Raw genomic sequence first — 23,905 nt, forward strand, 5'->3', positions numbered from 1 at the left:
TGGTCCTAGAGAAACCCCATCATCGCAGGTCACAAGGCACTTCTTCGTTCCCCGAGAAACTGTCCACAGACATCAAGCCGGTGGATCCAGGCTCAAACAACCCGCGGGCCTTCTCGCGCACCGCCTCGCCACGCACCTACCACCCCCGCTCCCGGCGGCGCCCACCCCCGTAGCCGCACCACGGCCGCACCCCCTCCAGGACTGCGACGGATGCGACCGGCCCTTCCGCGCTCCGGAACCGGGGCGCTGCCACGACTGCCGTACGGACGTACAAGAAGCCGCCTGACGCGAACGCCACCACCCCACCCGCGCAACCAAAGGAACGAACCCCATGGTCAGCTCGCCCCACGAGGCGATGCACCGCATCTTCCAGGAGTACCCGGGACTGTTCTCCCGCGTCTCCGAGGTACTGGGGGTCGCGATCGCCCCACCCACCTCGGTCACTGTCATGCCCACCGACCTCACCGAGAACCGGCCCCTGGAGCGACGCGTCGACACGCTGCTGCGCATCGAAATGGAGGACGGCGAGCCTTTCCTTCTGGCCATCGAGGCCCAGGGCAAGAAGGATCCGGACAAGCCCGCCAGCTGGGGCTACTACTACATGTACCTGCTCAATAAGTACCGACTGCAGGCCCTGCTGCTGGTCGTCTGCCAGGACCGCGCCACCGCCGAATGGGCCGCACGCCCGACAGTCTTCGGCAGCGTCGGGCATCCGATCATCACCCTGTGCCCCCTCGTCGTGGGCCCGCACAACATGCCGGTGATCACCGACGTGGCCGAGGCCCGCAAGGACCTGGCCCTCGCCACACTGGCCGCGATCACACACGCCGGCGATCCGGACATCGGTGCCATACTGAAAACACTGTCTGCCGCACTGCGGGAGGCCCCGGAAGCAATCGTCGACCCCATCGTCGAACTCACCGCACAGGGCCTGGGCAACCGCCCGGCCGCACAACAGTGGAGGAACCTGGTGGCCGTGGACCTTTCTTTCTACACGTCACCCCTCTCGGAAGAAATCCGGGACGAAGGCCGCGCTGAAGGGATCGCGCGGAGCATCCTGCTCCTCCTCGCGCAGGCCGGCATCGATGTGCCCGACGAGACCCGCGAACGCATCATGGGTTGCAGCGATCTGGACACCCTGAGCCGCTGGCTCCTGCGTGCCCCCGCCGCGTCGTCCATCGAGGACATTTTCGCCGAGAAGTAGTCCCCGTCTCCTGCGTTCCCTGAACACCTCGCACCGGGTTGTCCCGGACCCGCCGGTGATGGGCCCGGTCACCGGAAGGGGCAGGCTCACGCCTCTGTCACCGCCGTCGCCCGCCACGGGGCGAGGCGCTGTACGTCGCGGGCCGTCTCCGTGACACCGCTCAGGAAACCCTGCGCGCGTGGCGACGCCGTGTCGCGCAGCCACTCCGGGGCGATATCGCAGACCGCGACCTTGACCTCCGTGCCCGCCAGCGCCAGCGGCAGTGTGTGGACCACCGTGGACGGGAAGCTGAGGACCCTGCGGCCGATCGGGCCGCGGCGGGCGATGAGTTCCAGAGGGAGGTCCGGGCGGACGATCTCCAGGCCGGTGGCGGCTTCCAGTGCGTGGAGCTTGTCGGCGGACTCGCGGCGGTGGGCGAAGTAGCGGGTCGCGCCGTGGGTACGGGCCAGGGCGGCGACCGCCTCCAGGTACTGGGCCCGGTCGATCACGCCCGTCTCGACCAGGGACGTGCCGACCAGGTCCGCGCCCTTGGTGAGGAGCGGCGGGCCGAAGCGGGCGCGGGTCCAGGCGAAGGTGTTGGGAGTGACCGTGACGCCGGCCGGAGCCTCGACCGGCATGGCGGTGAACACCTCGACCTCGCGGGTCGCGGACGGGGTGAAGCGGCGGCGGGCGGTGGCCGTGACCGGGGCCAGGATCAGGTCGCGCGGGCCCGAGCTGCCCCGCCGGTGCCAGCGCACCAGCCGTTCACCACGGGCGAGTTGGGCGACGAACTCCATCGTGGCCGTGCCGTCGTCGACCACCGTGAGCCGGCGGGCGCGGACCATGGACAGGAGGAGCTGCACGTAGCGGGAGAACGGGTCGCCGATCACGATCCGGTCCGCCCTGCGCAGCAGTCCCGTCAGGGCCCGGAGGGACTTCAGCGGCGCGCCCGCCCCGCCGCGCGCCTCCTGCCAGCGGACGTTGACGCCCTCGTCGCGAGCCAGCTCCGCCATCCGGCGCAGCTGGCCGCGCGACATCGGGTCGACCGGGGGGAGGACGACGACCGTTATGTCCGCCAGGACATGGTCGTCGCCTCCCTCTGTGAAGGCCCACTCCAGGACGTTCAGGAGCTGGACCGGGCTCTCGACGAAGGCGAGGTTCACCGGTCGGCCCGTCAGACCGCGACCGGCTCGGCGGCCGGGGCCGCCTCGGTGTTCTCGGCGACGACGCCCGCGACGCGGCGGAGCTTCTTCATCGGGCCGAGCTCGGACTCGTACACCTTCTTGACGCCGTCACCGAGGGAGGCCTCGATGGTGCGGATGTCGCGGACCAGGCGGGTCAGGCCCTGCGGCTCGACGGAGGCGGCCTGGTCGGAGCCCCACATGGCGCGGTCGAGGGTGATGTGGCGCTCGACGAACGCGGCGCCGAGGGCGACGGCGGCGAGGGTGGTCTGCAGGCCGGTCTCGTGGCCGCTGTAGCCGATCGGGACGTTCGGGTACTCCTGCTGGAGGGTGTTGATGACGCGGAGGTTCAGCTCCTCGGCCTTCGCCGGGTACGTCGACGTGGCGTGGCAGAGAAGGATGTTGTCCGAGCCGAGGACCTCGACCGCGTGGCGGATCTGGCGCGGGGTCGACATGCCGGTGGAGAGGATGATCGTGCGGCCCGTGGCGCGCAGCGAGCGGAGCAGCTCGTCGTCGGTGAGGGAGGCGGAGGCGACCTTGTGGGCGGGGACGTCGAACTTCTCCAGGAAGGCGACGGCCTCGGTGTCCCACGGGGAGGCGAACCAGTCGATGCCACGCGCGGCGCAGTGGTCGGAGATGGCCCGGTACTCGGACTCACCGAACTCGACGCGGTGGCGGTAGTCGATGTACGTCATCCGGCCCCAGGGGGTGTCACGCTCGATGTCCCACTGGTCGCGCGGGGTGCAGATCTCCGGGGTGCGCTTCTGGAACTTGACGGCGTCGCAGCCGGCGTCGGCGGCCACGTCGATCAGCGCGAGGGCGTTCTCGAGGTCGCCGTTGTGGTTGATGCCGATCTCGCCGGTGATGTAGACGGGCCGGCCGGGGCCGGCGGTGCGGGTGCCGAGGGTGCGCAGACGGGAGGTGCTCATGGGGGTGTTTCCTTACTTGGTGGTGGGGTTGGTGGGGGTGGAAAGGTGGCTGGTGAGGGTGGGCCCGAGCAGCCACGCCGCGATTTCGCGGATGGCGCCGAAGCCGCCGGGGGTGGTCGTGACGGCGCGCGCCGCGGCGCGTACCGAGTCATGGGCGCTCGCTACGGCGACGGGCCAGCCGGCGACGGCGAAGCAGGGCAGGTCGTTGACGTCGTTGCCGACGTAGAGCACCCGCTCGGGGGCGATGCCGTGCTCGTCGCACCACTCCTTGAGGGCGAGGTCCTTGCGGTCGATGCCGTGCAGGACAGGGACCTTGAGCTTGTTGGCGCGGGCGGCGACGACCGGGTTCTGCTCGGTGGAGAGGATCAGGAGGTCGAGGCCCGCCCTGCGCAGGGCGGCGATGCCCAGACCGTCTCCGCGGTGGACGGCGACGATCTCGCGTCCGTCGGAGTCGATCAGGACCCGGTCGTCGGTCTGCGTGCCGTCGAAGTCGAGGACGACCGCGTCGATGTCCTCGCGGGTCGGCAGCGGTGACGGGTCCAGGAGCGGTGCGAGGGCGCGGGCGCGGGCCAGGTCGTGCGGGTCGTCGATCTCCAGGACCCGGGCGGGGTCGGTGGTGACCAGCGCGGTGTGGCCGAAGAAGCGGTGCCGGTGGGTACGGAAGCCCGCGACGCCCATCGCGTAGGCGGCGCCGGTCTCCAGCAGGTCCTGGGGCCGGTCCTGGCGGCGCGGGCGGACGGCCTTGTCGTGGTTGACGCCGTAGGTGTCGTCCTCGACCGCGCTGCCGTCGCGCCAGATGAAGCCGTGGAACGGGGCGACGGTGACGGCCGTGTCGGCGCCGTCGCGGGCGACCGCGGCGGCCACGCCGTCGATGTCCTCGCGGGTGACGAACGGGCTGGTGCACTGGACGAGCAGCACCACGTCGGCGATGCGCTCGTGCATCGCCTCGTACGCGTCGAGTGCGTGCAGGACCGCCGCCTCGCTGGTCGCGGTGTCGCCCGCGATGGCCGGCGGGCGCTGGACGCAGTGCACGCGCTCGGCGGCGCCGAGCGCCTCGCCCGCCGCCCGGGCCGCGTCCGCGATCGCCGCGTCGTCCGTGGTGACGACGACGTCCGTGACCTCGCGGGCGGTCAGGCAGGCACGGACCGCACGGGCGACCAGCGGTATGCCGCCGACCTGGGCGAGGTTCTTGGCCGGGACGCCCTTGGATCCGCCGCGGGCGGGGATCACGGCGAGCACGGTCGGGTCCGGCTTCGGTGTCGAGGTCGGCGTCATGTCTGCTCCTGGATTCGTTGTCACAGCTCGCCCATCCGCCGGATCACGGGTGCGACCCGCTGGACGCCCTGTCGGTACGCGCCGCGCGCGGCTTCCCGTACCGCGTCGCGGACCGCGCCCCGCACCCCGCCGGTCTCGCGCGGCGCGGCGGCACCGGGCAGCGGGTGGCCGTCGGGGGCCAGGTGGTGGCGGGCGAGGATGCCGGGCAGGTAGCCGGGGGCGGTGGCGGGTGTGTAGTACGGGGCGAGGTCGGGCAGGCGGGGCGCGGTCAGCAGCGCGTCGACGCGGGCCCCTGCGGTTTCGTAAGCCGTGTCGTAGGTGCCGTCGGCGGCGACGCCCTGGCCGGCCAGCCACTTCTCGTCGGGCTCCGGGTGGGAGCCGCCGTCGAGCCGGTCCCACGAGGTGAGCAGGCCCGAGCCGATGAAGTGGTGGTTGCCGAGGGCCTCGCGGACGCCGAGGTCGCTGAGGATCGCGGTGGGGATGCGCCGGTGCAGGGACTCCAGCGCGGCGGTCGAGGAGACCGTGACCAGCAGGTCGGTGCGGTCGAGGACCTCGCCCATGTGCCCGTACACGAGGCGGAAGTTGGGCGGCAGTCCGCCGGGCAGCTTCTCCGCGAGCCGCTGGTACGGGAGTTCTTCGATGTGTGTGGTGTGCTCGCCGGGCTTGGAGCGCAGCTTCAGGAGCACCTCGCGGTCCGGGTGCAGCCTGGCGTGCTCGACGAGCCTGCGCAGCAGGTACGTACGGTCGGCGCGGGACGCCGGTACGGAGGGCTGGGCGGCGAACACCACGGTGTCGCGGCCCTTCTGCGGCCGGTGCGGGGCGCCGCCGAGGAACGGCAGTGCGGCCTCCGTGACGGCCGAGGCATCGGCGCCCACTCCCTCGTACACGGTGCGGAAACGCTCCGCGTCGTGGCGGGAGTTGGCGAGGACGACGTCGGCGCCGTGGCGCAGCAGCAGACCGTCGGCGAGCTTCTCGTAGACGACACCGACATAGCCGGTGACGACGACGGGCCTGGCGGGCAGCCGCAGGGCGGCGAGGCCGTGCAGCATGGCCTGGACCGCGCCGCCGACGAGGGCGAGGACCACGACGTCGTACCCCTCGTCCCGCACGGTGTGCAGGAACTCGACGGCCGTGACCTCGCGCACCCGGTCGGCGTCGATACCGACGTCGCCGACCTCGGCGAGCTGGCGCGGGGTCGGGGTGGCCCGGCCGCGCAGGAGCAGTCCGCTGATCTCGACCGGCCGTTCCGCTGCGCGGGGCGCGTCCGGGGACCCGGTGGTCAGGCGGCGCGCGGTGAGCGCGCCCCATTTCCACCGGGTGTCGGAGTCGGCGAGTACGGCTACCCGGAGGGCGGTCGATTTGCTGGTACGTGGGGGCACGTCCCAGAACTTAGGAAGGCATTTCGATTCGCGGCCCAACGTGACGGCAACAGATGGTTAACAGCCTGCCGACGGGCGGCAAATCAGCTTCACAAATGCCCCGCAATGGGCAGGGAATCGATCCGGTTCATCATTCCGACATTCTTCGTTCACCTGCCGTCCTTTCCGGGGTCAAGGCAAATGTCGTGCCCCCGCCTAGCGTGTGACTCGTGGTTAAGCTCTCCGTCATCGTGCCGTTCTACAACGTGCAGACATACGCCCCCGACACCCTGAGAAGCCTGCGGGCCAACGCCCGCGAGGACTTCGAATTCATCCTCGTCGACGACTGTTCGACCGACGGGACTCTGGAGATCCTCATGCGCGCCGAGCGCGAGCTCCCCGGTGCCGTCCTGGTCAGACACGAGAAGAACGGAGGCCTGGCCACCGCACGCAACACGGGGATCGATGCGGCGCGCGGCGAGTACCTCACGTTCCTCGACGGCGACGACTGGGTGGCTCCCGGCTACTACGACCAGCTGCTCGCCGCCATCACGGACCTGGGCTGCGATTTCGTACGCACGGACCATGTGCAGTTCACGGACCGGGCACGCACCGTCCACCGGGTCCCGCACGGCCTGCGCGGCACCGTCATGCGGCCGCGCGACGTGATTCTGCCGTCCGACAAGTCGACGCCCGTGGACTACGCGTACGCCTGGGCCGGCGCCTATCACCGCAGGCTCGTCGAGTCAGGACTGCTCCGCTTCCGGGACGGGCTGCGCACGGCCGAGGACCGGCCCTGGATCTGGCGCCTGCACCGCGAGGCCGATTCCTTCGCGGCGATCGGCCTGCTGGGGGTCTTCTACCGGCGTGGAGTGGCGTCCTCGCTCACCCAGATCGGCGATGTGCGGCAGCTCGACTTCATCCGGGCCTTCGATCAGGTACTCGAGGAAACGGCACAGGACGCGGAGGCAGAGCGCCTGCTCCCGAAGGCAGTACGGACCTATTGCGCTGTCATGGCACATCACCTGGAATCCATCGAAAGGTTCGAACCAGCAGTGGCACGGAAATTGCGCTCCATGAGCGCGGCGTCTCTGCGGCGTATGCCCCAGGAAATTCTCGCCGATACGCTGAATTCGCTGGGCGACCGCCGTGCGGCCCAGTTGCGCCGCGTACGCCGTCGCTCCGTGTCCCGGGAGGTCGCGGCCTGATGGCTGGCACGTACACCGCGCCGGCCGGCCGGTTCACCACTCAGATCTTCTCCGCGTGCACGCAGTACGCCGCCGCCACGGTCGTCGCGGCTTTGCGCGCGGGCCAGTTCGGTCCGCGGTCCGAGCACCGGCGCATTCTTGTCGTGAGCGACACCTCACCCTCTCCCGAGCTGGGCACACCGCTCCATCGCAGGCCCGGATTCGAGGAACTGGAGTCCGAATTCGACGCGGTGCATTCCTGGAACGAGTTCATCCAGCCGTTCCACCCCGCAGGATGGTCCCCCCGGGAGCAGGATGCCTCACTGTGGGAGCGGGCCGTGCGCAAAGCGTGGAACCTCGGGGACGAACCGGTCGAGATCGCCTGCGAGTCCATCCAGGCCAACCCGTCCCAGGCCCTCGCGCTGATCTTCGGCGAGAGCCCGGTGCACATCTACGCCGACGGTCTGATGAGCTACGGTCCGACCCGCAACAAGGTCGACCCGATGATCGGCACCCGCATCCGCAGGCTGCTCCACCTGGACCTGGTGCCGGGCCTGCGACCGCTGCTGCTCACCGAGTTCGGCGTCGAGTCCGAGATCGTACCGACCGACGTCTTCCTGAAGGTGCTGGACGAGCTCGCCGGATCGACGGACGCCCACGGTCCTTCCGGCCCCGCACCGGCCCTGCTGCTCGGCCAGTACCTTTCCACGCTCGGCATCCTCACTCCTCAGCAGGAGGAGGAACTCCACGCGCGGATGCTGCGCGGCGCCGTCGCGCTCGGCCACACCCGAGTCGTCTTCAAGCCGCATCCCAGCGCACCGGCCCACTGGGCACAGCTGCTGGAGCAGGAGGCCGAGCGGCTCGGTGCCGAACTCACCGTTCTCGACAGCCCCGTCCTCGCCGAGACGCTCTTCCGGAACATGCGGCCGGGTCTGGTCATCGGCTGCTTCTCCACCGCACTGTTCACCGCCGCCACGTTCTACGGGCTCCCGGTCGCCCGCGTCGGCACGGACACCCTGCTGGGGCAGCTCGCCCCGTACCAGAACAGCAACCGCATCCCGCTGACCATCGTCGATGCGCTGCTGCCCGACCTGGAGGACGCGTCCGCCGTCACCGGCTGGTCGCTTCCCTCCGCCGAACAGGTCCGGGGTGAACCGACCGACCTGGTCGGCGCTGTGGGCTACGCCATGCAGCCGCAGATACAGGCCGCACTACGCCCCCATGCAGAGCGCTACCTCAGCCGGCACCACGGCAACATCTGGCGCTATTTCAAACGGCGTCGGCTGACCGCATTGGGGCTGCCCGGCGCCGTCCCCACGCAACTCGCGTTCATCCCGCGCAATGCGACGGTGCGCCGGATCGCCCGCAAGGCCCGCACCTTGAAGCGAGCGGCGGCGAGCTGATCCGTGCTCTCCCGATCCTCGAAGCGAGCCGCGGGCTGATCCGCGCTCTTCCGCACCTTCATGACGGCAATTGCCCTGGTTGCTTCCGGTTACGGCAGAAGTTCCGGCCGGTTACGCGAGCGGCCCTGGACCGGCCGGTTCCAGCAAACCCACACGTCCCGGCCGGTTCCGGGAAAGGAGCGTCCCCGTGGCCGAAGCGCCCACAACACCCGCGCCTCCAGCGGCTGCCGTAACACCTGCCCCTTCCGCTGCCCTGTCCCGGGCCCCGCGGAACCCGCGCTCCGGCGGAAGCGGAAACCGCATGCGGGCCCTGGACGGACTGCGCATCATGGCCGCACTCATGGTCTGCGCGTACCACTACGCGGGGAAGGGAGGGCCGGTCGCGCAGTCCTGGGGACAGTCTCCGGCCCATGTCTTCCCGACACTTTCCCAGGCGGCGGTCTACGGCTGCCTCGGAGTGCAGTTCTTCTTCATCATCAGCGGCTTCGTCATCTGTATGAGCAGCTGGGGGCGTTCGGCGGGCGACTTCTTCCGGTCCAGGGTCGCGCGCCTCTATCCGGCGTACTGGGTCGCGATCGTCCTCGTCACGGCGGCCGCATGTGTCCTGCCGGTCGTGGTCAAGCCATTGCGCTCGGACGAACTGCTGCTCAACCTGACGATGCTGCAGCAGCCCATGGGCGCGGACCGGGTGCTGGGCGTGTGCTGGACGCTCTGGGTGGAGCTGCGCTTCTACGTGCTGTTCGCGCTCTTCGTGGTCTGGCGCGGTGTCACCTACCGAAGGGTGGTGATCTTCTGCTGCCTGTGGACGTTCGCGGGCGTCCTCGCGCGGGTCGCACAGACCCCCCTGACCGACGAGCTGGTCATGCGTGACCACGCACCGTACTTCATCGGCGGCCTGGCCCTGTACCTGATCCACCGGTACGGCAGCGACCTGCTGTTGTGGGGAATAGTCGTGATGAGCTGGCTGCTCGGACAGCGCTACTCCGTGACCGCGCTCTGGCACCCGGGCATGGACGGCGACTTCCATCGCTCCCCATATGTGATCCAGCTGATCGTCACCGTCGCCTTCCTCTCGGTCGCCGCGGTCGCACTGGGGTGGCTGCGCTGGGCGAACTGGCGCTGGCTGACGGTCGCCGGGACCCTGACCTATCCGTTCTATCTGGTGCACGAGCATCTCGGCTGGTTCTCCATACGGGTCCTGCACCGCGCCTGGGGTCTGCCCCCGGTCCCGACGCTGATCACCACGGTCGGCTCGCTGCTGGTGCTTGCCTGGCTGATCCACCGGTACGCCGAGAAGCCGGTCGGCCCTCGCCTGAAGCGTGCCATGACCGCCCAGAGCGCCCGGCTGCACGCGGCGCTGCGTGCGGGCGCGTGAGCGGGGGAACGGCGGGGTGACGGAGCCTCCGGGCCCCGGCGTCGGCCCACTGGCAGCGGGATTCGCAGGACCCTGTCCACGCAGAGGCCCTTCCGGATAGCTGTTCCGGAAGGGCCTCTGCGTCAAGCAGGCGTCACAGGTGCTCGATGAAGCAGCGGATGCGCGCTTGGTGGTCGGCGATCCATCCCGTCTGACGAAGCGCTCTACGGAAAGGGCCTGTTCCTCATCCGCCCCGACGGCTGCATCGGCTGGGCGGGCGAGGACGCCTCGGGCCTGGCCGCGTGCCTGGCCCCGCTCGGCGTCACCACGGTCACACGCTGCTGAGCGAGAGCTTCGCCGCGAACCCGAGGAACAGCACACCCGCCGCCGAAGTGGCCCCGGCCGACAGCCGCTTGCGGCGGCGGAACGCGTCGGACAGCCGGGTGCCGCCGAATATCAGCGCCGACAGGTAGAGGAAGCTCGCGATCTGCAGCAGCGTCCCCAGCAGCAGGAAGGACAGCGCCGGATAGGCGTACCCGGGGTCGACGAACTGCACGAAGAAGGAGATCAGGAACAGGATCGCCTTCGGGTTGACGAGGCTCACCACCAGCGCCCGCCGGTACGGCCGCTCCACCGCCCCGGCCGCCGTCCTCGTCCCGCCCGGTCCGGCGGCCTCGTCCGTCAGCTCGGCGATCTGCCGGTGCCGCTCGCGCCACATGGACGCCGCGGCCCGCAGCATGCCGATCGCCAGCCAGGTCAGATAGCCCGCGCCCGCGTACTTGACGACGGCGAAGAGCACCGGCGTCGTCTGCAGCAGGGAGGCTGCGCCGAGCGCGGACAGCGTCATCAGCACGGTGTCACCGGTCCACACACCGGCAGCCGCCACATACCCGGTCCGCACACCGCGGCGGGCGGCGACGGAGAGCACGTACAGCGAATTCGGCCCCGGCAGCAGAACAATCAGCACGAGGCCGACGAGATAGGTCGGAAGATCAGTAACACCCAGCATGAAACGGAGTGTCGCACGCAGGTACGACACTCCGATACGAGGGTTCGGGAAGTCTCGGGGTCAGTCCTCGTCGCCGTCCAGGAGGCGGTCTACGGAGAGCTTCATCTCGACGCCGACCACGTCCGGCACGGTGAACGACGTCCCGCGCTTGTGGGGCACCTTGTTCTTGTACTCGCCGCCCCGCGGGTCACTGCAGAGCAGCACCTGGTCATGCTTGCGATCGACCACGACGTAGACCGGAATGCCCGCCTGGGCGTAGTCCTCGACCGTGGGACCGAGGTCATCCGCCCAGTTGGTCGAGGTCACCTCCACCACCATGCGGAAGGCATGGGCGGCGTAGCAGTTCTTCATGACATGGGCGTCCTTGATATCGGCCTCGACAACCGACAGGTCGGGAATCGCGTAGTCCTCCGGCCCGGAAGGCAACCACAGCCCGACCCCCTGGACGAGTCTGAGCCCCACCGTGCGCGCCCTGGCGCCGAACTCCTCGCCCAGCCAGGACAGGGCCAGAGCATGCGATACGTCCGCCGGTGGTGTCGCAGTGAGCCTCCCCTGGAGAATCTCCACGCGATGCCCAGGCAGCGAGCGTGCGAGCTGCTCGGCCGCTTCGCCGAGCGTCAGCTCGGGCTGTTCCTGCTCCCGCACCTGCTCCTCGTGCTGTACTACAGCCACGGCATCCTCCTTTCGGGGACCACTGTTCACGAGCCTGTCCGTGGCCACGGACATTCGGCGAGAGATCACCCTCGCGGGTGCACGTCGCCTCAGAACGCGTCCGACGGCACATATGCCCCCCACACCTCCCGCAGTGCGTTGCACACCTCGCCCACCGTCGCCCGTGCCCTGAGGGCGTCCTTCATCGGGTACAGGACGTTGTCCGTCCCCTCGGCCGCCTTCTTCAGCCGTCCCAGCGCCTCGTCGACGGCGTCCTGGTCCCGTTCGGCGCGGAGCTTCGTCAGCCGGGCCGCCTGCTGGGCCTCGATCGCCGGGTCGACGCGGAGCGGCTCGTACGGCTCCTCCTCGTCGAGCTGGAAGCGGTTGACGCCGACGACGACGCGCTCCCCGCTGTCCGTCTCCAGGGCGATGCGGTAGGCGCTGCGTTCGATCTCGTTCTTCTGGAAGCCCCGCTCGATGGCGTCGACCGCGCCGCCCATGTCCTCGACCTTGCCCATCAGCTCCAGGGCAGCGGCTTCGACGTCGTCCGTCATCTTCTCGACGACATACGAACCCGCGAACGGGTCGACCGTGGCGGTGACGTCCGTTTCGTACGCCAGGACCTGCTGGGTACGGAGCGCGAGCCGGGCGGACTTGTCGGTCGGGAGGGCGATCGCCTCGTCGAAGGAGTTGGTGTGCAGCGACTGCGTACCGCCGAGGACCGCGGCCAGGCCCTGGACCGCGACGCGCACCAGATTGACCTCGGGCTGCTGGGCGGTGAGCTGGACGCCTGCGGTCTGGGTGTGGAAGCGGAGCATCAGCGACTTGGGGTTCTTCGCGCCGAACTCCTCCTTCATCACCCGGGCCCAGATCCGGCGGGCGGCACGGAACTTGGCGACCTCTTCGAGAATGGTCGTACGGGCGACGAAGAAGAAGGAGAGACGCGGGGCGAAGTCGTCGACGTCCATGCCGGCCGCGACGGCGGTACGGACGTACTCGATGCCGTCCGCGAGGGTGAACGCGATCTCCTGCGCGGGCGAGGCTCCGGCCTCCGCCATGTGGTAGCCGGAGATCGAGATGGTGTTCCACTTCGGGATCTCGGCCCTGCAGTACTTGAAGATGTCCGCGATCAGCCGCAGCGAGGGCTTGGGCGGGAAGATGTACGTGCCGCGGGCGATGTACTCCTTCAGCACGTCGTTCTGGATGGTGCCGGTCAGCCGGTCGGCCGGGACACCCTGCTCCTCGCCGACCAGCTGGTACATGAGGAGCAGCAGCGCGGCGGGCGCGTTGATCGTCATGGAGGTGGAGACCTTGTCGAGCGGAATCCCGCCGAACAGGATCCGCATGTCCTCGACCGAGTCGATCGCCACGCCGACCTTGCCGACCTCGCCGGACGCGATCGGCGCGTCGGAGTCGTGGCCCATCTGGGTGGGCAGGTCGAAGGCGACGGACAGGCCCATCGTGCCGTTGGCGATCAGCTGCTTGTAGCGGGCGTTCGACTCGGAGGCCGTACCGAACCCGGCGTACTGGCGCATCGTCCACGGCCGGCCCGTGTACATCGTCGGGTAGACACCGCGCGTGAACGGGTAGGCACCCGGCTCCCCCAGTTTGTCCTCGGCGTTCCACCCGTCGAGGGCGTCCGGCCCGTAGACCGGCTCGATGGGCAGTCCCGACTCCGACTCGCGCGTCATCTGCTGTGCCTCCCACTGGAGCTACTTACTGGTAACCAACGACCCTCGCGACGGACTGTAGCGGCGGGCGTGCAACCGGTGGAGAGGCACGGGCTGGGACCTTGCTCACAAGGTGCGTCCTACGGCCTTCCCCGACGCACTCACCATCATGCGCGGGCTTTCGCAACCGGGCAGAGCGGGAATCCGTCCCAAGAGACAACGAAGGAATCAGGGGGCCGATGCTGATGCGGATACACAGAACCCGGCACGGCGGAGGAACGGCACACCGGGCAGGCGCTACGGCGGTGACCGCCGTCGCCGTCCTGACGCTGGCCGCCACGACCGCGGGCTGCCGGGCGCATGCCTCCGGCGGTTCCGCGGCGAAGCCCTCGTCCCCGCCGAAGACCTCCGCCCCGGCGGCCGACGACGCCAAGCCCCCCGCGACCCCCTCGCCGTCGACCGCCGCGCCCTCGCCGTCGGCGTCCGCCGCACCGAAGCCCGTTCCGCAGGGCAGGACGCTGATGGCGACCGGCTCCGAGGGCAAGCAGGTTCGGGAGCTGCAGGCCCGGCTCCGTCAGATCGGCCACTTCGACCGCAGCCCGACGGGCTACTACGGGACGCTCACCGTCGCCGCCGTGCAGTCCTTCCAGGGCAAGCGCGGTCTGTCCCGTACCGGCCGAACGGACACCGTCACCTGGCAGAAGCTGGTCGCCATGACGCGGAAGCCGACGGCCGCCGAGCTGAACCCGCCGACCTCCCGGCCCGCCGCCAGGCCCGACAAGCGCTGCATGACCGGGCGGGTGCTCTGCATCAGCAAGAACAGCCGGACCCTGTCGTGGATGATCGACGGCCGGGTCGTCTCCTCGATGGATGTGCGGTTCGGCTCGCAGTACACGCCGACCCGCGAAGGCACCTTCTCCATCTACTGGAAGTCCCGGCACCACGTGTCGACGATCTACCACACGGCCATGCCGTACGCGATGTTCTTCAGCGGTGGTCAGGCGGTGCACTACTCGGCGGACTTCGCGGCCCGCGGCTACACCGGCGCGTCGCACGGCTGCGTGAACGTCCGGGACGAGGGAAAGATCGCCGCCCTCTTCGACCAGGTGCGCAACGGCGACAAGGTCGTCATCTACTGGTGAGCGGAGGCGAGGAAAGGGGGCGCGGGCGGGACCGGGGGAACGTGTCCCGCCCGCGCCAGGTGCGCTGAGCCGAAGGTACGGGGGGAACCCCGGCTCTGTGCGCTGCCGATGACCAGTCGGCTCACTCTGTACTGCGTCGACGGGCCGAAAAGTGTCACACCCGGTGCCGGCGGGGCGGCCGGAACGGCTCAGCCGTTGGCCGAGACGGCCGGAGCCGTGGCCGCCGGGGAGGTGACACCGGTCGGGGACGCCGAGGCCGACGGGGTCGGGGTACCGGGCCCGAACCAGAGCGACTGGAGCGCCTCCGCACTGTCGTCGGCCCGGTCCGCCGCGTCTGCGTCGGCACCGTTCTGCTCGTCGGCACCGTTCTGCTCGTCGGCGCCGCTCCCCTGCTCCTGGTCGCCCTCGTCACCGGCCTTGTCGAACATCCGCTGACAGAACCGGTCCAGGTTGGCGGCGCCGTCGGCCAGCTTTTCGAGGCGGCGCCTGCGGGCGTCGTCGAGCTTGCCGTCGCGGTAGTCGCGGCACGCCTTGACGGTCCGGGCGAACCAGACACCCGACGTGTCGTCCTGGCCGCCGCCGGGCGTGCCCTTGCTGTCGGTCGCGTCCGGGGAACGGGGGCCGGCGCTCACGCCGTTCCGGGCTCCGCTCCCGTCCGGCGTTCCGACCGGGCCGGGCGTGCCGTCCCGTTCGTCCTCGCCCTGGTGGGTTCCACCGGAAGATTCCGGGGACGGGTTCACGTCCGGCGATCCCGACGGCGGGGCGGTCGCCCTGCCGGACGCGCCCCCGGAGCCCCGTTCCTCCGGAAACGCGGACGCCGATACCGAGGAGGCCGGCAGCGGGTTGGCGTGTTTGCCGAACGGACCGGGAAGCACGCCCGCACCTGCCGCGACGGCCACCCCGCCGAGAGCGCAGCCGGCGAGGGAGGCGGCAAGACCGAAACGGACGGGACGGCTCCAGCGCGGCGCACGCGTGCGGCCGCCCCGGGAGGCCGAAGGACCGATGCGTACCGTTCCCAGCGTCTTTGGCCCGCTGCCCTTCGCGGCGTGTCCCGCCGACCGCACGTCCGCCGATGCCGTCGCCCGCTTCCCTGCGCGCGCGGTGCGCGGGACCGTCCGGAACGCGGCCAGCGCGGCGGCCTCGCCCGGCAGTTCACCGGTGGCCGGGCGGGCAATGCGGGCAGCCGCGCCCAACGCGGCCGCGAGCCGTTCGGCGTCGGCGCGCGCATGGCCCTCGCCGGGATCGACCGGTTCGCCGCGGAGCAGTCGCTCCGCCGCGTCCCTGTCAAGCCATGCGTCCTGCTCGTCGGCCATCACATGTTCCTCTGCGTCCACGGACGCGAATCCGTCACACCGGCGGACGTCGCCAGACCGGTCCGGGAAAGGCGCTGCGCGGGTACGGCGCCGAGTTCCGCCGCATGACCTGCCGCGCTCCCGTGCGGCAGAAATCCCTGCGACGCGCCCTCCTCGCCGCCGTCGTCACTGTCCGCGCGGAGCAGCTCCGCCAGCCGTTTCAGTCCGCGGTGCGCGGCGGTACGTACCGCTCCCGGCCGCTTGCCCAGCGTCTGGGCCGCGCTCTTCGCATCCAGGCCGACCACCACGCGCAGCACGACGGCCTCCGCCTGATCCTGCGGCAGTTGGGCGATGAGGGACATGGTACGGCCGGTGGCCAGGGCCTCGATCGCCTCGTCGGCGGTGTCGGACTCGGCCGGTTTCTCCGACAGTTCGGTCTCGTCGCCGCCGATCGCGGGGCGCCTGCCGCGCATTCGCAGATGGTCGAGAGCCCGGTTACGGGCAATCCGCGCCGCCCAGCCGCGGAACCGGTCGGCGTCTCCGCTGAACCGGTCGAGGTCGCGCGCTATCTGCAGCCAGGACTCGGACGCCACGTCCTCGGCGTCCGGCTCCCCCACCAGCGTTCGTATGTAGCCCAGCAGCCGCGGCTGCACAGCGCGGTACACAGAACGGAAGGCGTCCTCGTCCCCGTCCTGTGCCGCGAGCACCGCGGCGGTCAGCTCCGCGTCGTCCCCCAGCACTCCCTCAACCCGCCCTGCTGTCCTGAATCGCAGCTGGTCACCACTGCCGCGCCACCCTGCGCGACTCAGCACGCTACGTCCTTCGCAGGGGCCGCGTCCATGACTTGTACAACCCGCAACGTTCTCGGACACAGTGAGGTGTGACAGAAAACGCACTCTCGGCGCTGAGAGGAGTACGGGGTCGTCCTGCGGCCCCGCGGAAGACGACCGGGGCCTCTCCTGTGGGGGGTGGCGGCCCCGGTCGTCCCTCCGGCCGCACCGCTCCGACCAGGCCATACACCGAGGCGCAGGGCTTCTGCGTGACCAACCGCGGCAAACCGTGACCAACGCATCCGGGCATTCCTGCGTCCAGGTCGTTGGTTACCTGCTGCGTACTCGCCTCCGAGTACCGGCAGATCTTGTCTGTGACTGCTCGTCAGGTCGCCTTGCGCCATCGATCAACGCTGCTGCCGAGTGGTGCGACGCTTCAAGAACCCGGGTTCCATTTCATCCGGCGGCACCAATCGTGCGGCTTGGAGGGGGTCTACTCTCCGTTTCGGCGATCGGCCCCGACCGGGGCCGCCCGGAAAGGCCACGATGTTCGAGGAGCTCCACCATCGCGCTGTCGTCGCCGACGCTCACAACGATCTGTTGTGTGCGGTCGCCGCCCGGCCCCCGAAGCGCTGGGGCTCCTTCTTCAGGGAGCGCTGGCTTCCTCAACTGCGCGCGGGCGGAATCGACTTGCAGGTACTGCCCGTGTTCATCGACGCGCCGTACCAGCCCGAGGGCGCACTGCGGCAGACCCTGCGGATGATCGAGTGCGCCCACGTCCTGGCCCGGGCCCCGGCGTAATGAGCGAGCACCAACTCCCGTACGGCGGAGGGGTCCAGGCCCTCGAAGACGACGGAGGAGGCAAGTTCGGCCTGGGCCTGCTGCCACTGACGGACCTCAGGCGTCTCCTCCTCCAGCCAGCGGTACGGGTCCGGCACCCGGACCCCGGCGACATCCGCGACGACCTCGACGGTCCGGGTGGGCGGATACTTCATCGGTACTCCTGAAACTCGGCACGGAGCCGTTCGAAGGCCCCGGGGATCAAGGTGGCGTGGTCGAGGTGGATCAGTGCGTCGTACTCCGCACCGGGGTCGCCCGGCCCGGTCGGCTCCCGCTCCTCCAGCAGGACGTCCCAGTCGAAGGGCCGGGGTGAACGCTCCACGAAGCGGATCGCAGGACCCGAGCCGCATGTCATTCCGATGACGGCCAACTCGGAGCCCAGCGCCTCGTGCAGCAGGCCGCCCATCATCGGGCGCCCCTCGAACGGCGTCCGTCGCACATGTGCGTTGTGCGCGCTGACGACGATGCGCTCCTCCCGCTCCAGGACCCACCGCACGGTCTCCGCCATGAAGACATCCCGCGGGTAGGGGCTGCCGGCCGGCACCGGTTCCAGTTCCGCGAGGAACGCCGCGACGGAGGCCGCGGCCCTGCGTACCACCGCGTCCGCGACCCCGGCGGACCGCGCGACCAACGCGCGCAGACCCGTGCGGAGCCGATTCCGTTCGGGAGGCGACAGCGCCGCGAACCGGACCGCCGCCTCGGTCCGGCCGCCCAGTTCGCTCAGGCCGAGCAGCTCGCCCAGGTCCCAGCCCGGCATCCGGTCGGCGACCGCCCGGACCGCCGGTCCCGGCGAGGTGGAGGAGCCCGGCAGGTCCATTCCGTAAAAACCGGTCCCACAGGAGCGCATCCACTCCAACTGCCGGTGCATCGGCGCGCATTCACCGAACCGGTACGTGATGCCTTCCCTGGCGATGTCCGCCACCTCGCCCGGGCTGCCGCGGAGCCAGGCGTCGACGCCCAGCCCCTCGGCGAACCCGGACTCCATGACGAAGGCGGTGAACCCGTGGCGCTCCACCAGGTACCGCAGGATCCGGTCCTTGAGCTCGTAGAACTCGGTGATGTTGTGCGCGTCCTCGCCGAGCGCGACCACCCGGACGTCGCGGGGCAGCTCGGTGATCAGTTGTGGAAGAACCATTGTTCCGGCGTGTAGAGGCTGCTGAGCAGCGCCTGGAAGGAGGAGCTCGGTCCGGACAGTGTCTTCTTCCAGACCACCAGGGTGTCGGGGGTGGGGAGGAAGAGCACGGGCAGGTCCTTGCTGACCGCGGTGACCTCGGCGGAGAGCGCCTTGGAGTCCGCGCCGAAGGTCGAGGCGTTGATCAGCCTGTCGGCCTCGGGGTCGGTGTAGGAGCCCAGGTTGAAGCTGCCGCCCGTGTTGAACACCGTGTTGCTGGTCGGGTATCCGGCTGCCTGGTAGAGCGCGCCCTCGTCCTGCATCGCCCACTCGTTGGACTTGGCCGGGGCGAAGGAGTTGCCGTAGTTGGCGTACATGTAGTTGAGGGACTTGGTGACCAGGTCGACCCGGATGCCGAGCTTCTTGGCCGCCGATGCGAAGGCGATGTCGCGGGCGCCGACGTACTTGGGGGTGTCGGCCGAGGCGAGAGTGAACTTGATCGTCTGCCCCTGCTTGATCCCTGAGCCGCAGAGGGCGGGCTTCTCACAGGTGGTGCTGCCGCCGGGGACGACCTTCCAGCCGTGGTCGGTGAGCAGCTTGCGGGCCGCGTCCTCGTCGTAGGGGTACGGTGCGGTGCTGCCGAAGGACGCCGGGTAGGGGGAGTCCACTCCGCCCGTGGTGTAGTTCTCCGAACCGGCGCCGCCGTAGATGCCGCGGCTGGCGATATAGCCCTTCTGGTCGATCAGCCGCTGGAGCGCCTGGCGGACGTAGGGCTGGGCGATCACCTTGTCGAAGTTGTTGACGGTGTTCTTGAAGTTGATCGTCAGCGAGTCGAAGCGGGCCGGTGCCGGGGCGCCGTAGACGTTGTACCCCTTGGCCTTCAGGGCGGCGGCCTGCGAGATGAAGCCGGAGTCCAGGGTTCCGACGGTGAGGTTGCCGGCCTTCATCTGGTTGAGCACCGCCGAGGCGGAGGTGAACGCCTTGAAGTCGACCTGGTCGAGCCGCTTCTCACCCGGCCCGCTGTAGGCCTTGTTCGCGGCCAGGGAGTAGGAGCCGGTCGTCGGGTCGAAGGACTTCAGCCGGTACGGCCCGTTGACGACCTGCCAGAGCGGGTTGGCCGCGAAGGACTTCTGGTCGGCCGACTCCTTGGTGAGGTAGCGGTAGATCGCCTTGGCGTTCTTGGGCCGGGTGAAGTCCAGGTGCGGGCCGTCGGTGCGGGCGATGTTCCACTCGGCCGACGGCATGATGTACAGCAGGGAGAGTACGGAGAGCAGGTAGGACGGGTTGTAGGCGGTGCCCAGGGTGAGCGTCAGGGTGTCCGCCGCTGTCGCCTTGGCACTGACGCCGTCCGGGAACTGCCCCGGCGTGTAGAAGCTTTAGTTAGCCGGGGACTCGGCCAGCCCGGCCTTGAGCAGATCGAGGGAGAAGACGACGTCGGCGGCCGTGACGGGTCTGCCGGTGGACCACTTGTACTCCTTCATCTTGATCGTCACGGTCTTGCGGTCCTTGCTGTAGACCGGCGGATCGGCCAGGCTCGACGCGGTGTCGACGATCTGGTCGCCCTCGCCGCTCGGCCGGTAGAGCGAGCGCCACAGCTGGCCGCGGGCGATCACCGTGCCGCTCGACGAGGCCGGCGGGTAGGGGTAGATGTAGTTCGGGCTGAGCCCCGGAGTCAGTGCAACGACGGCCGTGCCGCCGTTCTTGGGTACGCCGGTCTGCTTCGGGGGCGTCCTGGCGATGTCCTGGGCCGTGCCGCCGTCTCCGCTGCACCCCGCCAGGGTGAGCAGGGCGACGAGCACGATCGAGATACGTCCACGCATGGTGCTGTCTCCCTCAGTTCTGACTCGTAGGTGAAGTTGGCCGCCCGATGGCGTCCCTGAGCGCGTCCGCGAGCAGGTTCAGGGCGAGGACCGTGAGGACGATGCAGGCGCCCACGGGATAGACCAGCCATGAGTAGCCGGCCGAGAGATAGCTGGCCCCGTCGGCGAGTTGGCTGCCCCAGTCCGCTGTGGGGTAGGTCATCCCGAAGCCCAGGAAGCCCAGCGCGGAGACGACGATGATCGCGTCGGCCACCTGGAACGTGGCGTTGATGATGATCACGCCGAGGGCGTTGGGGATCAGGTGGGTGAAGATGATCCGCCGCCGTGAAGCGCCCATGACCTTCGCCGACAGGACGAACTCCCTTACGCGCAGCGCCAGTACCTCGCCGCGGATCAGCCGGGCCGAGAGGAGCCAGGAGAAGCCCCCGATGACGAGGCTGAGGGAGACCGCGTTGGCTGCGTACCGTGCCGAGAGGATCAGCACGACGAACAGGAACGGGATCGACAGCATCACATCGACCAGGCGCATCAGAAATCCGTCGACCACGCCTCCGGCGAGCCCGGCGACCGCACCGTAGACCGTGCCGATCGTGGTCGAGAAGAGCGCGGCCAGCAGGCCGATCTCCAGCGACAGCCGGCCCCCGGTCATCAGCCGGCCGAGTACGTCGAAGCCGTTGGTGTCGGTGCCGAGCAGATGGCCGTTACCTGGCGGCAGGGCCGCGTTGACCAGGTCCACATCGGTCTGGTTGGTCGGATGGATCAGTGGGCCGAGGAAGCAGAACCCGGCGATGAACACCAGGAGCAGGCCACCGGCGAGCGCGAGCGGATGCCGCCTCATTTTCTCAACTCGATTCGGCGGTCGGCGGCTGCGACCAGGAGGTCGGCGATGAAGCTGCCGGCCACGGTCAGGAAACCGCCGATGAGCGTGTAGGCGAGGAGAAGGGGATAGTCCTCGCGTTGCAGGCTGTTCAGGAAGAGCAGGCCGAGGCCCGGGTAGTTGAAGAGCGACTCCACGATGAGGTTCCCGGCGAGCAGGGTGGGGACCAGCGTGCCGACCAGCGTGATCAACGGCAGGCTGGCGTTGCGGAGCAGATGGCGGAGCAGGACCAGGCGTTCCGGCAGGCCTTTGGCCCGCGCGACCCGGATGTAGTCCTGGCCGAGCTGATCCAGCGCCGAGGAGCGCTGATACTGCGCGAAAATGGTGACGCTTCCGCAGGCCAGGGTGATGACGGGCAGTGCCATGGCCCGTGGATCGGTGAAGACCACCCAGGGTGAATGCGACTGGGACGCCTCGGCCGGGAAGATCTGCAGCGTCTGGCTGAACACCGCGATCAGCACCAGGCCGAGCAGGAACGACGGCATGGCGTAAAGGACGTACGAAGAGGCCGTGGCCGCCCGGTCGGCGATGCTGTTGCGTCGTACCGCCTGGAGGATGCCGAGCGGAACCGCGACGATCAGTGCGAGGACCAGACCGGCGAGGGACAGCATCGCGCTGCGGCCGGAGTTCTGGGCGAGCAGGGTGGAGACGTTCTCGTTCAGCGTGTAGGAGCGGCCCAGATCGCCGTGGAGCAGCTGGCCCAGATAGCTCAGGTACTGCGCGATCAGCGAGCGGTCGAAGCCGTGGTCGTGGTTGAAGGCCGCCACCGCCTGGGGCGAGGCCCGCTGGCCGAGCACGATCCGGCCCGGACTGGCGGAGACCAGGTGCAGCAGCAGGAACACGACCACCGATATCCCGAGCAGGACGAGAACCGAGACCACCAGGCGGTGGAGCAGATATCTAGCCATTGCGGTTCCCTTGCAGCGGGTAGTGGCAGGCCACCAGTTGGGCGCCGGCGCTCTGGGTACGGGTGAGCGGTGTGAGTGGCGGTTCGACCTGGGCGCACTTGTCCGTACTCAGCGCACAGCGGGTGCGGAAGCGGCAGCCGCTGGGCGGATCGACGGGGCTGGGCGGTTCGCCGCGCACGCCCGCCCCGGCGCGTTCGCCCTCGGGGACGGCTGCCAGCAAGCCCGCCGTGTAGGGATGGGCGGGGGCGCCGTGCACCTCGTCGGTCGTACCGGTCTCGACGAGCTTGCCGAGGTACATGACACCGACGCGGTCGGCGAGATAGCGCACGACCGCGAGATCGTGCGAGATGACCACACTGCTGAGGCCGCGCTCCAGCTGGATCCGGCGCATGAGGTTGAGGATCTGGGAGCGGATGGAGACATCCAGGGCGCTGACCGGTTCGTCGGCGATCAGGACCTGCGGTTCCAGGGCGAGGGCGCGTGCCAGGCCGACGCGCTGACGCTGGCCGCCGCAGAGTTCGTAGGGGTATCGGTCGAGTACGCCCTCAGGGAGACCGACGTCGTCGAGGAGCCGCCGCACCCGCTCCGGCCGGTCACCAACACCCTGGATGACCAGGGGTTCGCGAAGGATGCGGCCGACGCGCATCCTCGGGTCGAGGGCCGCACTGGAGTCCTGGAACATCATCTGTACGGCCTTGCGCGGCCGGACGAGCCGATCCCCTTCGAAGAGGACCTCGCCGCTGTCGGGGCGGTCCAGGCCGACGAGCAGACGGCCCAGGCTCGACTTTCCGCAGCCGGACTCGCCGACCAGGCCGAAGGTCTCTCCGGCCGCCACCTCGAAGCTCACACCGGAGACCGCCTTGACGGTGCGGCGGCCCGCAGGGTGCTCGCGGACCAGGTCGACAACGCGCAGGAGCGTCTCGCCGCTCTCCTTGCTCTCCTTGCTTTCCGTTCCCTCCTTCGACGGGAACCGTCCCCGCGTGCTGCCTTCTGCCGGGCCGGTGACCGGGTGCCAGCAGGCGTAGGAGTCGACGAATGGCGGCTGCTCCTCGCGACACCGGTCCGTGGCCGCGTCGCAGCGCGGCGCGAACGGGCAGCCGGGCTCCGGCTTGGCCAGGTCGGGCGGCGAACCCGGGATGCTGAACAGCTCCTCGCCCTTGTCCTGGCCCAGGGTGGGGATCGAGGACAGCAGAGCCTGGGTGTACCGGTGCCGGGTTTTGCCGAAGATGTCCGCCGTGGGTGCGGACTCGGCCACGCGACCGCCGTACATCACCCCGACCCGGTCGGCCCGCTGGGCGATCACCCCCATGTCGTGGGTGATCAGGATCATCGACATGCCACGCTGGGACCGCAGGTCGTCGAGGAGATCGAGGATCTCGGCCTGGACCGTCACATCGAGGGCCGTGGTGGGTTCGTCCGCGATGACGATCTCGGGCTCGCAGACCAGCGCCATGGCGATCATCACGCGCTGGCGCTGGCCGCCGGAGAACTGGTGCGGGTAGCCGTCCCGGTGAACACCGACCCGGGCGAGCATCTCCAGGGCGCGTTCACGGGCAGCGCGCCTGGACTCCTTGCGATGCAGGCGGACGGGTTCGGCCACCTGCTCGACTATCTTCTTGGTCGGGTTCAGCGAGGTCAGTGAGTCCTGGAAGATCATGGCGATCTCGTTGCCGCGGTACCGCCTCGGCTCCATCGCGAGCAGATCCCGGCCGGCGAAATCGATCGACCCGCCGGTCACCCGGCCACCGGAGGGAAGCATTCCCATGATCGCGAGACCGGTCATCGACTTGCCGGAACCGGTCTCTCCGACGATCCCCAGGGTCTCGCCGCGTTCCAGCTCAAGGCTGACGTTCGCGACGGGCCTGACGACACGGTCGCCACGCCGGATCTCGACCGACAGGTCCCGGAGCGTCAAACTCTTGCGCACATCCATTCGCCGATATTG

General features: G+C 69.6%; 19 protein-coding genes and 3 pseudogenes. 7 read left to right on the plus strand and 15 right to left on the minus strand.

From position 1 onward, the window contains the following. Positions 1-286: pseudogene (locus ACWD6R_RS20340) on the plus strand (hypothetical protein); the annotation flags it as partial. A gap of 45 nt (positions 287-331) precedes the next feature. Beyond that, on the plus strand, positions 332-1,204 hold the full coding sequence (locus ACWD6R_RS20345; RefSeq protein WP_451819968.1) for a hypothetical protein: 873 nt from the start codon (positions 332-334) through the stop codon (positions 1,202-1,204). Between the two features lie 86 nt (positions 1,205-1,290). On the opposite strand, the gene ACWD6R_RS20350 is transcribed toward ACWD6R_RS20345, so the two are convergent. The 4 genes from ACWD6R_RS20350 to ACWD6R_RS20365 are packed head-to-tail and all read right to left on the minus strand — an operon-like array spanning position 1,291 to position 5,947. Continuing rightward, positions 1,291-2,346: a hypothetical protein gene (locus tag ACWD6R_RS20350; RefSeq protein ID WP_451819969.1), complete on the minus strand. Its 1,056-nt coding sequence runs from the start codon at positions 2,344-2,346 to the stop codon at positions 1,291-1,293. Positions 2,347-2,357: 11 nt separating this feature from the next. After that, positions 2,358-3,293 (minus strand): N-acetylneuraminate synthase family protein, encoded by a 936-nt coding sequence (locus ACWD6R_RS20355; RefSeq protein WP_451819970.1) that lies wholly within the window; start codon positions 3,291-3,293, stop codon positions 2,358-2,360. A 12-nt stretch (positions 3,294-3,305) separates the two neighbouring features. Beyond that, positions 3,306-4,568, minus strand: coding sequence for a cytidylyltransferase domain-containing protein (locus ACWD6R_RS20360; protein WP_451819971.1), 1,263 nt, complete (start codon positions 4,566-4,568; stop codon positions 3,306-3,308). Positions 4,569-4,588: 20 nt separating this feature from the next. Next, a complete protein-coding gene (locus tag ACWD6R_RS20365; RefSeq protein ID WP_451819972.1) occupies positions 4,589-5,947 on the minus strand; it encodes a DUF6716 putative glycosyltransferase in 1,359 nt (452 codons plus the stop codon). Positions 5,948-6,156: 209 nt separating this feature from the next. Here ACWD6R_RS20365 and ACWD6R_RS20370 point away from each other — a divergent pair, with 209 nt between their 5' ends. From ACWD6R_RS20370 to ACWD6R_RS20380, 3 genes are all read left to right on the plus strand, one after another. Next, on the plus strand, positions 6,157-7,134 hold the full coding sequence (locus ACWD6R_RS20370; RefSeq protein WP_451819973.1) for a glycosyltransferase family 2 protein: 978 nt from the start codon (positions 6,157-6,159) through the stop codon (positions 7,132-7,134). Beyond that, positions 7,134-8,516 carry a polysialyltransferase family glycosyltransferase gene (locus ACWD6R_RS20375; RefSeq protein WP_451819974.1) on the plus strand — a complete coding sequence of 461 codons (1,383 nt, stop codon included), beginning with the start codon at positions 7,134-7,136 and terminating at the stop codon, positions 8,514-8,516. The genes ACWD6R_RS20370 and ACWD6R_RS20375 overlap by 1 nt, the downstream gene beginning before the upstream one ends. Before the next feature lie 301 nt (positions 8,517-8,817). Further along, positions 8,818-9,891 carry an acyltransferase family protein gene (locus ACWD6R_RS20380; protein WP_451819975.1) on the plus strand — a complete coding sequence of 358 codons (1,074 nt, stop codon included), beginning with the start codon at positions 8,818-8,820 and terminating at the stop codon, positions 9,889-9,891. 310 nt (positions 9,892-10,201) lie between these two features. On the opposite strand, the gene leuE is transcribed toward ACWD6R_RS20380, so the two are convergent. From leuE to ACWD6R_RS20395, 3 genes are all read right to left on the minus strand, one after another. Next, entirely contained in the window at positions 10,202-10,879 is a 678-nt protein-coding gene (gene leuE, locus ACWD6R_RS20385) for a leucine efflux protein LeuE (protein WP_451819976.1), read from the minus strand. A gap of 60 nt (positions 10,880-10,939) precedes the next feature. Then, a complete protein-coding gene (locus tag ACWD6R_RS20390; RefSeq protein WP_451819977.1) occupies positions 10,940-11,551 on the minus strand; it encodes a Uma2 family endonuclease in 612 nt (203 codons plus the stop codon). A gap of 89 nt (positions 11,552-11,640) precedes the next feature. Next, a complete protein-coding gene (locus tag ACWD6R_RS20395) occupies positions 11,641-13,221 on the minus strand; it encodes an acyl-CoA mutase large subunit family protein (RefSeq protein WP_451819978.1) in 1,581 nt (526 codons plus the stop codon). 224 nt (positions 13,222-13,445) lie between these two features. Here ACWD6R_RS20395 and ACWD6R_RS20400 point away from each other — a divergent pair, with 224 nt between their 5' ends. Then, a complete protein-coding gene (locus ACWD6R_RS20400; protein WP_451819979.1) occupies positions 13,446-14,342 on the plus strand; it encodes a L,D-transpeptidase family protein in 897 nt (298 codons plus the stop codon). Positions 14,343-14,530: 188 nt separating this feature from the next. On the opposite strand, the gene ACWD6R_RS20405 is transcribed toward ACWD6R_RS20400, so the two are convergent. Together ACWD6R_RS20405 and ACWD6R_RS20410 are read right to left on the minus strand one after the other, a co-directional pair. After that, entirely contained in the window at positions 14,531-15,676 is a 1,146-nt protein-coding gene (locus ACWD6R_RS20405) for a hypothetical protein (RefSeq protein ID WP_451819980.1), read from the minus strand. Further along, entirely contained in the window at positions 15,655-16,374 is a 720-nt protein-coding gene (locus ACWD6R_RS20410) for an RNA polymerase sigma factor (RefSeq protein ID WP_451820025.1), read from the minus strand. Before ACWD6R_RS20410 ends, ACWD6R_RS20405 begins: the two co-directional genes overlap by 22 nt. A gap of 576 nt (positions 16,375-16,950) precedes the next feature. Here ACWD6R_RS20410 and ACWD6R_RS20415 point away from each other — a divergent pair. Next, positions 16,951-17,202, plus strand: a pseudogene (locus ACWD6R_RS20415) (membrane dipeptidase); the annotation flags it as partial. A 193-nt stretch (positions 17,203-17,395) separates the two neighbouring features. Here the strand turns inward: ACWD6R_RS20415 and ACWD6R_RS20420 are convergent. From ACWD6R_RS20420 to ACWD6R_RS20445, 6 genes and pseudogenes are all read right to left on the minus strand, one after another. Further along, positions 17,396-18,379: an erythromycin esterase family protein gene (locus ACWD6R_RS20420; RefSeq protein ID WP_451819981.1), complete on the minus strand. Its 984-nt coding sequence runs from the start codon at positions 18,377-18,379 to the stop codon at positions 17,396-17,398. Next, positions 18,361-19,695: pseudogene (locus ACWD6R_RS20425) on the minus strand (ABC transporter substrate-binding protein); the annotation flags it as partial. The gene ACWD6R_RS20420 and the pseudogene ACWD6R_RS20425, both read right to left, overlap by 19 nt. Before the next feature lie 36 nt (positions 19,696-19,731). Continuing rightward, entirely contained in the window at positions 19,732-20,175 is a 444-nt protein-coding gene (locus ACWD6R_RS20430; protein ID WP_451819982.1) for a hypothetical protein, read from the minus strand. A gap of 13 nt (positions 20,176-20,188) precedes the next feature. After that, entirely contained in the window at positions 20,189-21,013 is an 825-nt protein-coding gene (locus ACWD6R_RS20435) for an ABC transporter permease (protein WP_451819983.1), read from the minus strand. Further along, positions 21,010-21,960, minus strand: a complete 951-nt coding sequence (locus ACWD6R_RS20440; protein ID WP_451819984.1) for an ABC transporter permease — start codon at positions 21,958-21,960, stop codon at positions 21,010-21,012. Before ACWD6R_RS20440 ends, ACWD6R_RS20435 begins: the two co-directional genes overlap by 4 nt. Continuing rightward, positions 21,953-23,893 (minus strand): dipeptide ABC transporter ATP-binding protein, encoded by a 1,941-nt coding sequence (locus tag ACWD6R_RS20445; RefSeq protein WP_451819985.1) that lies wholly within the window; start codon positions 23,891-23,893, stop codon positions 21,953-21,955. The genes ACWD6R_RS20440 and ACWD6R_RS20445 overlap by 8 nt, the downstream gene beginning before the upstream one ends. Positions 23,894-23,905: the final 12 nt, after the last annotated feature.

This window comes from Streptomyces sp. NPDC005151 (genome assembly GCF_053599875.1).

Coding starts and splice junctions, on each gene's coding strand:
- ACWD6R_RS20345 (WP_451819968.1), top strand. CDS start 332: ATGGTCAGCTCGCCCCACGAGGCGATGCACCGCATCTTCCAGGAGTAC.
- ACWD6R_RS20355 (WP_451819970.1), bottom strand. CDS start 3,293: ATGAGCACCTCCCGTCTGCGCACCCTCGGCACCCGCACCGCCGGCCCC.
- ACWD6R_RS20360 (WP_451819971.1), bottom strand. CDS start 4,568: ATGACGCCGACCTCGACACCGAAGCCGGACCCGACCGTGCTCGCCGTG.
- ACWD6R_RS20375 (WP_451819974.1), top strand. CDS start 7,134: ATGGCTGGCACGTACACCGCGCCGGCCGGCCGGTTCACCACTCAGATC.
- ACWD6R_RS20380 (WP_451819975.1), top strand. CDS start 8,818: ATGCGGGCCCTGGACGGACTGCGCATCATGGCCGCACTCATGGTCTGC.
- leuE (WP_451819976.1), bottom strand. CDS start 10,879: ATGCTGGGTGTTACTGATCTTCCGACCTATCTCGTCGGCCTCGTGCTG.
- ACWD6R_RS20395 (WP_451819978.1), bottom strand. CDS start 13,221: ATGACGCGCGAGTCGGAGTCGGGACTGCCCATCGAGCCGGTCTACGGG.
- ACWD6R_RS20400 (WP_451819979.1), top strand. CDS start 13,446: ATGCGGATACACAGAACCCGGCACGGCGGAGGAACGGCACACCGGGCA.
- ACWD6R_RS20420 (WP_451819981.1), bottom strand. CDS start 18,379: ATGGTTCTTCCACAACTGATCACCGAGCTGCCCCGCGACGTCCGGGTG.
- ACWD6R_RS20430 (WP_451819982.1), bottom strand. CDS start 20,175: ATGCGTGGACGTATCTCGATCGTGCTCGTCGCCCTGCTCACCCTGGCG.
- ACWD6R_RS20435 (WP_451819983.1), bottom strand. CDS start 21,013: ATGAGGCGGCATCCGCTCGCGCTCGCCGGTGGCCTGCTCCTGGTGTTC.
- ACWD6R_RS20440 (WP_451819984.1), bottom strand. CDS start 21,960: ATGGCTAGATATCTGCTCCACCGCCTGGTGGTCTCGGTTCTCGTCCTG.
- ACWD6R_RS20445 (WP_451819985.1), bottom strand. CDS start 23,893: ATGGATGTGCGCAAGAGTTTGACGCTCCGGGACCTGTCGGTCGAGATC.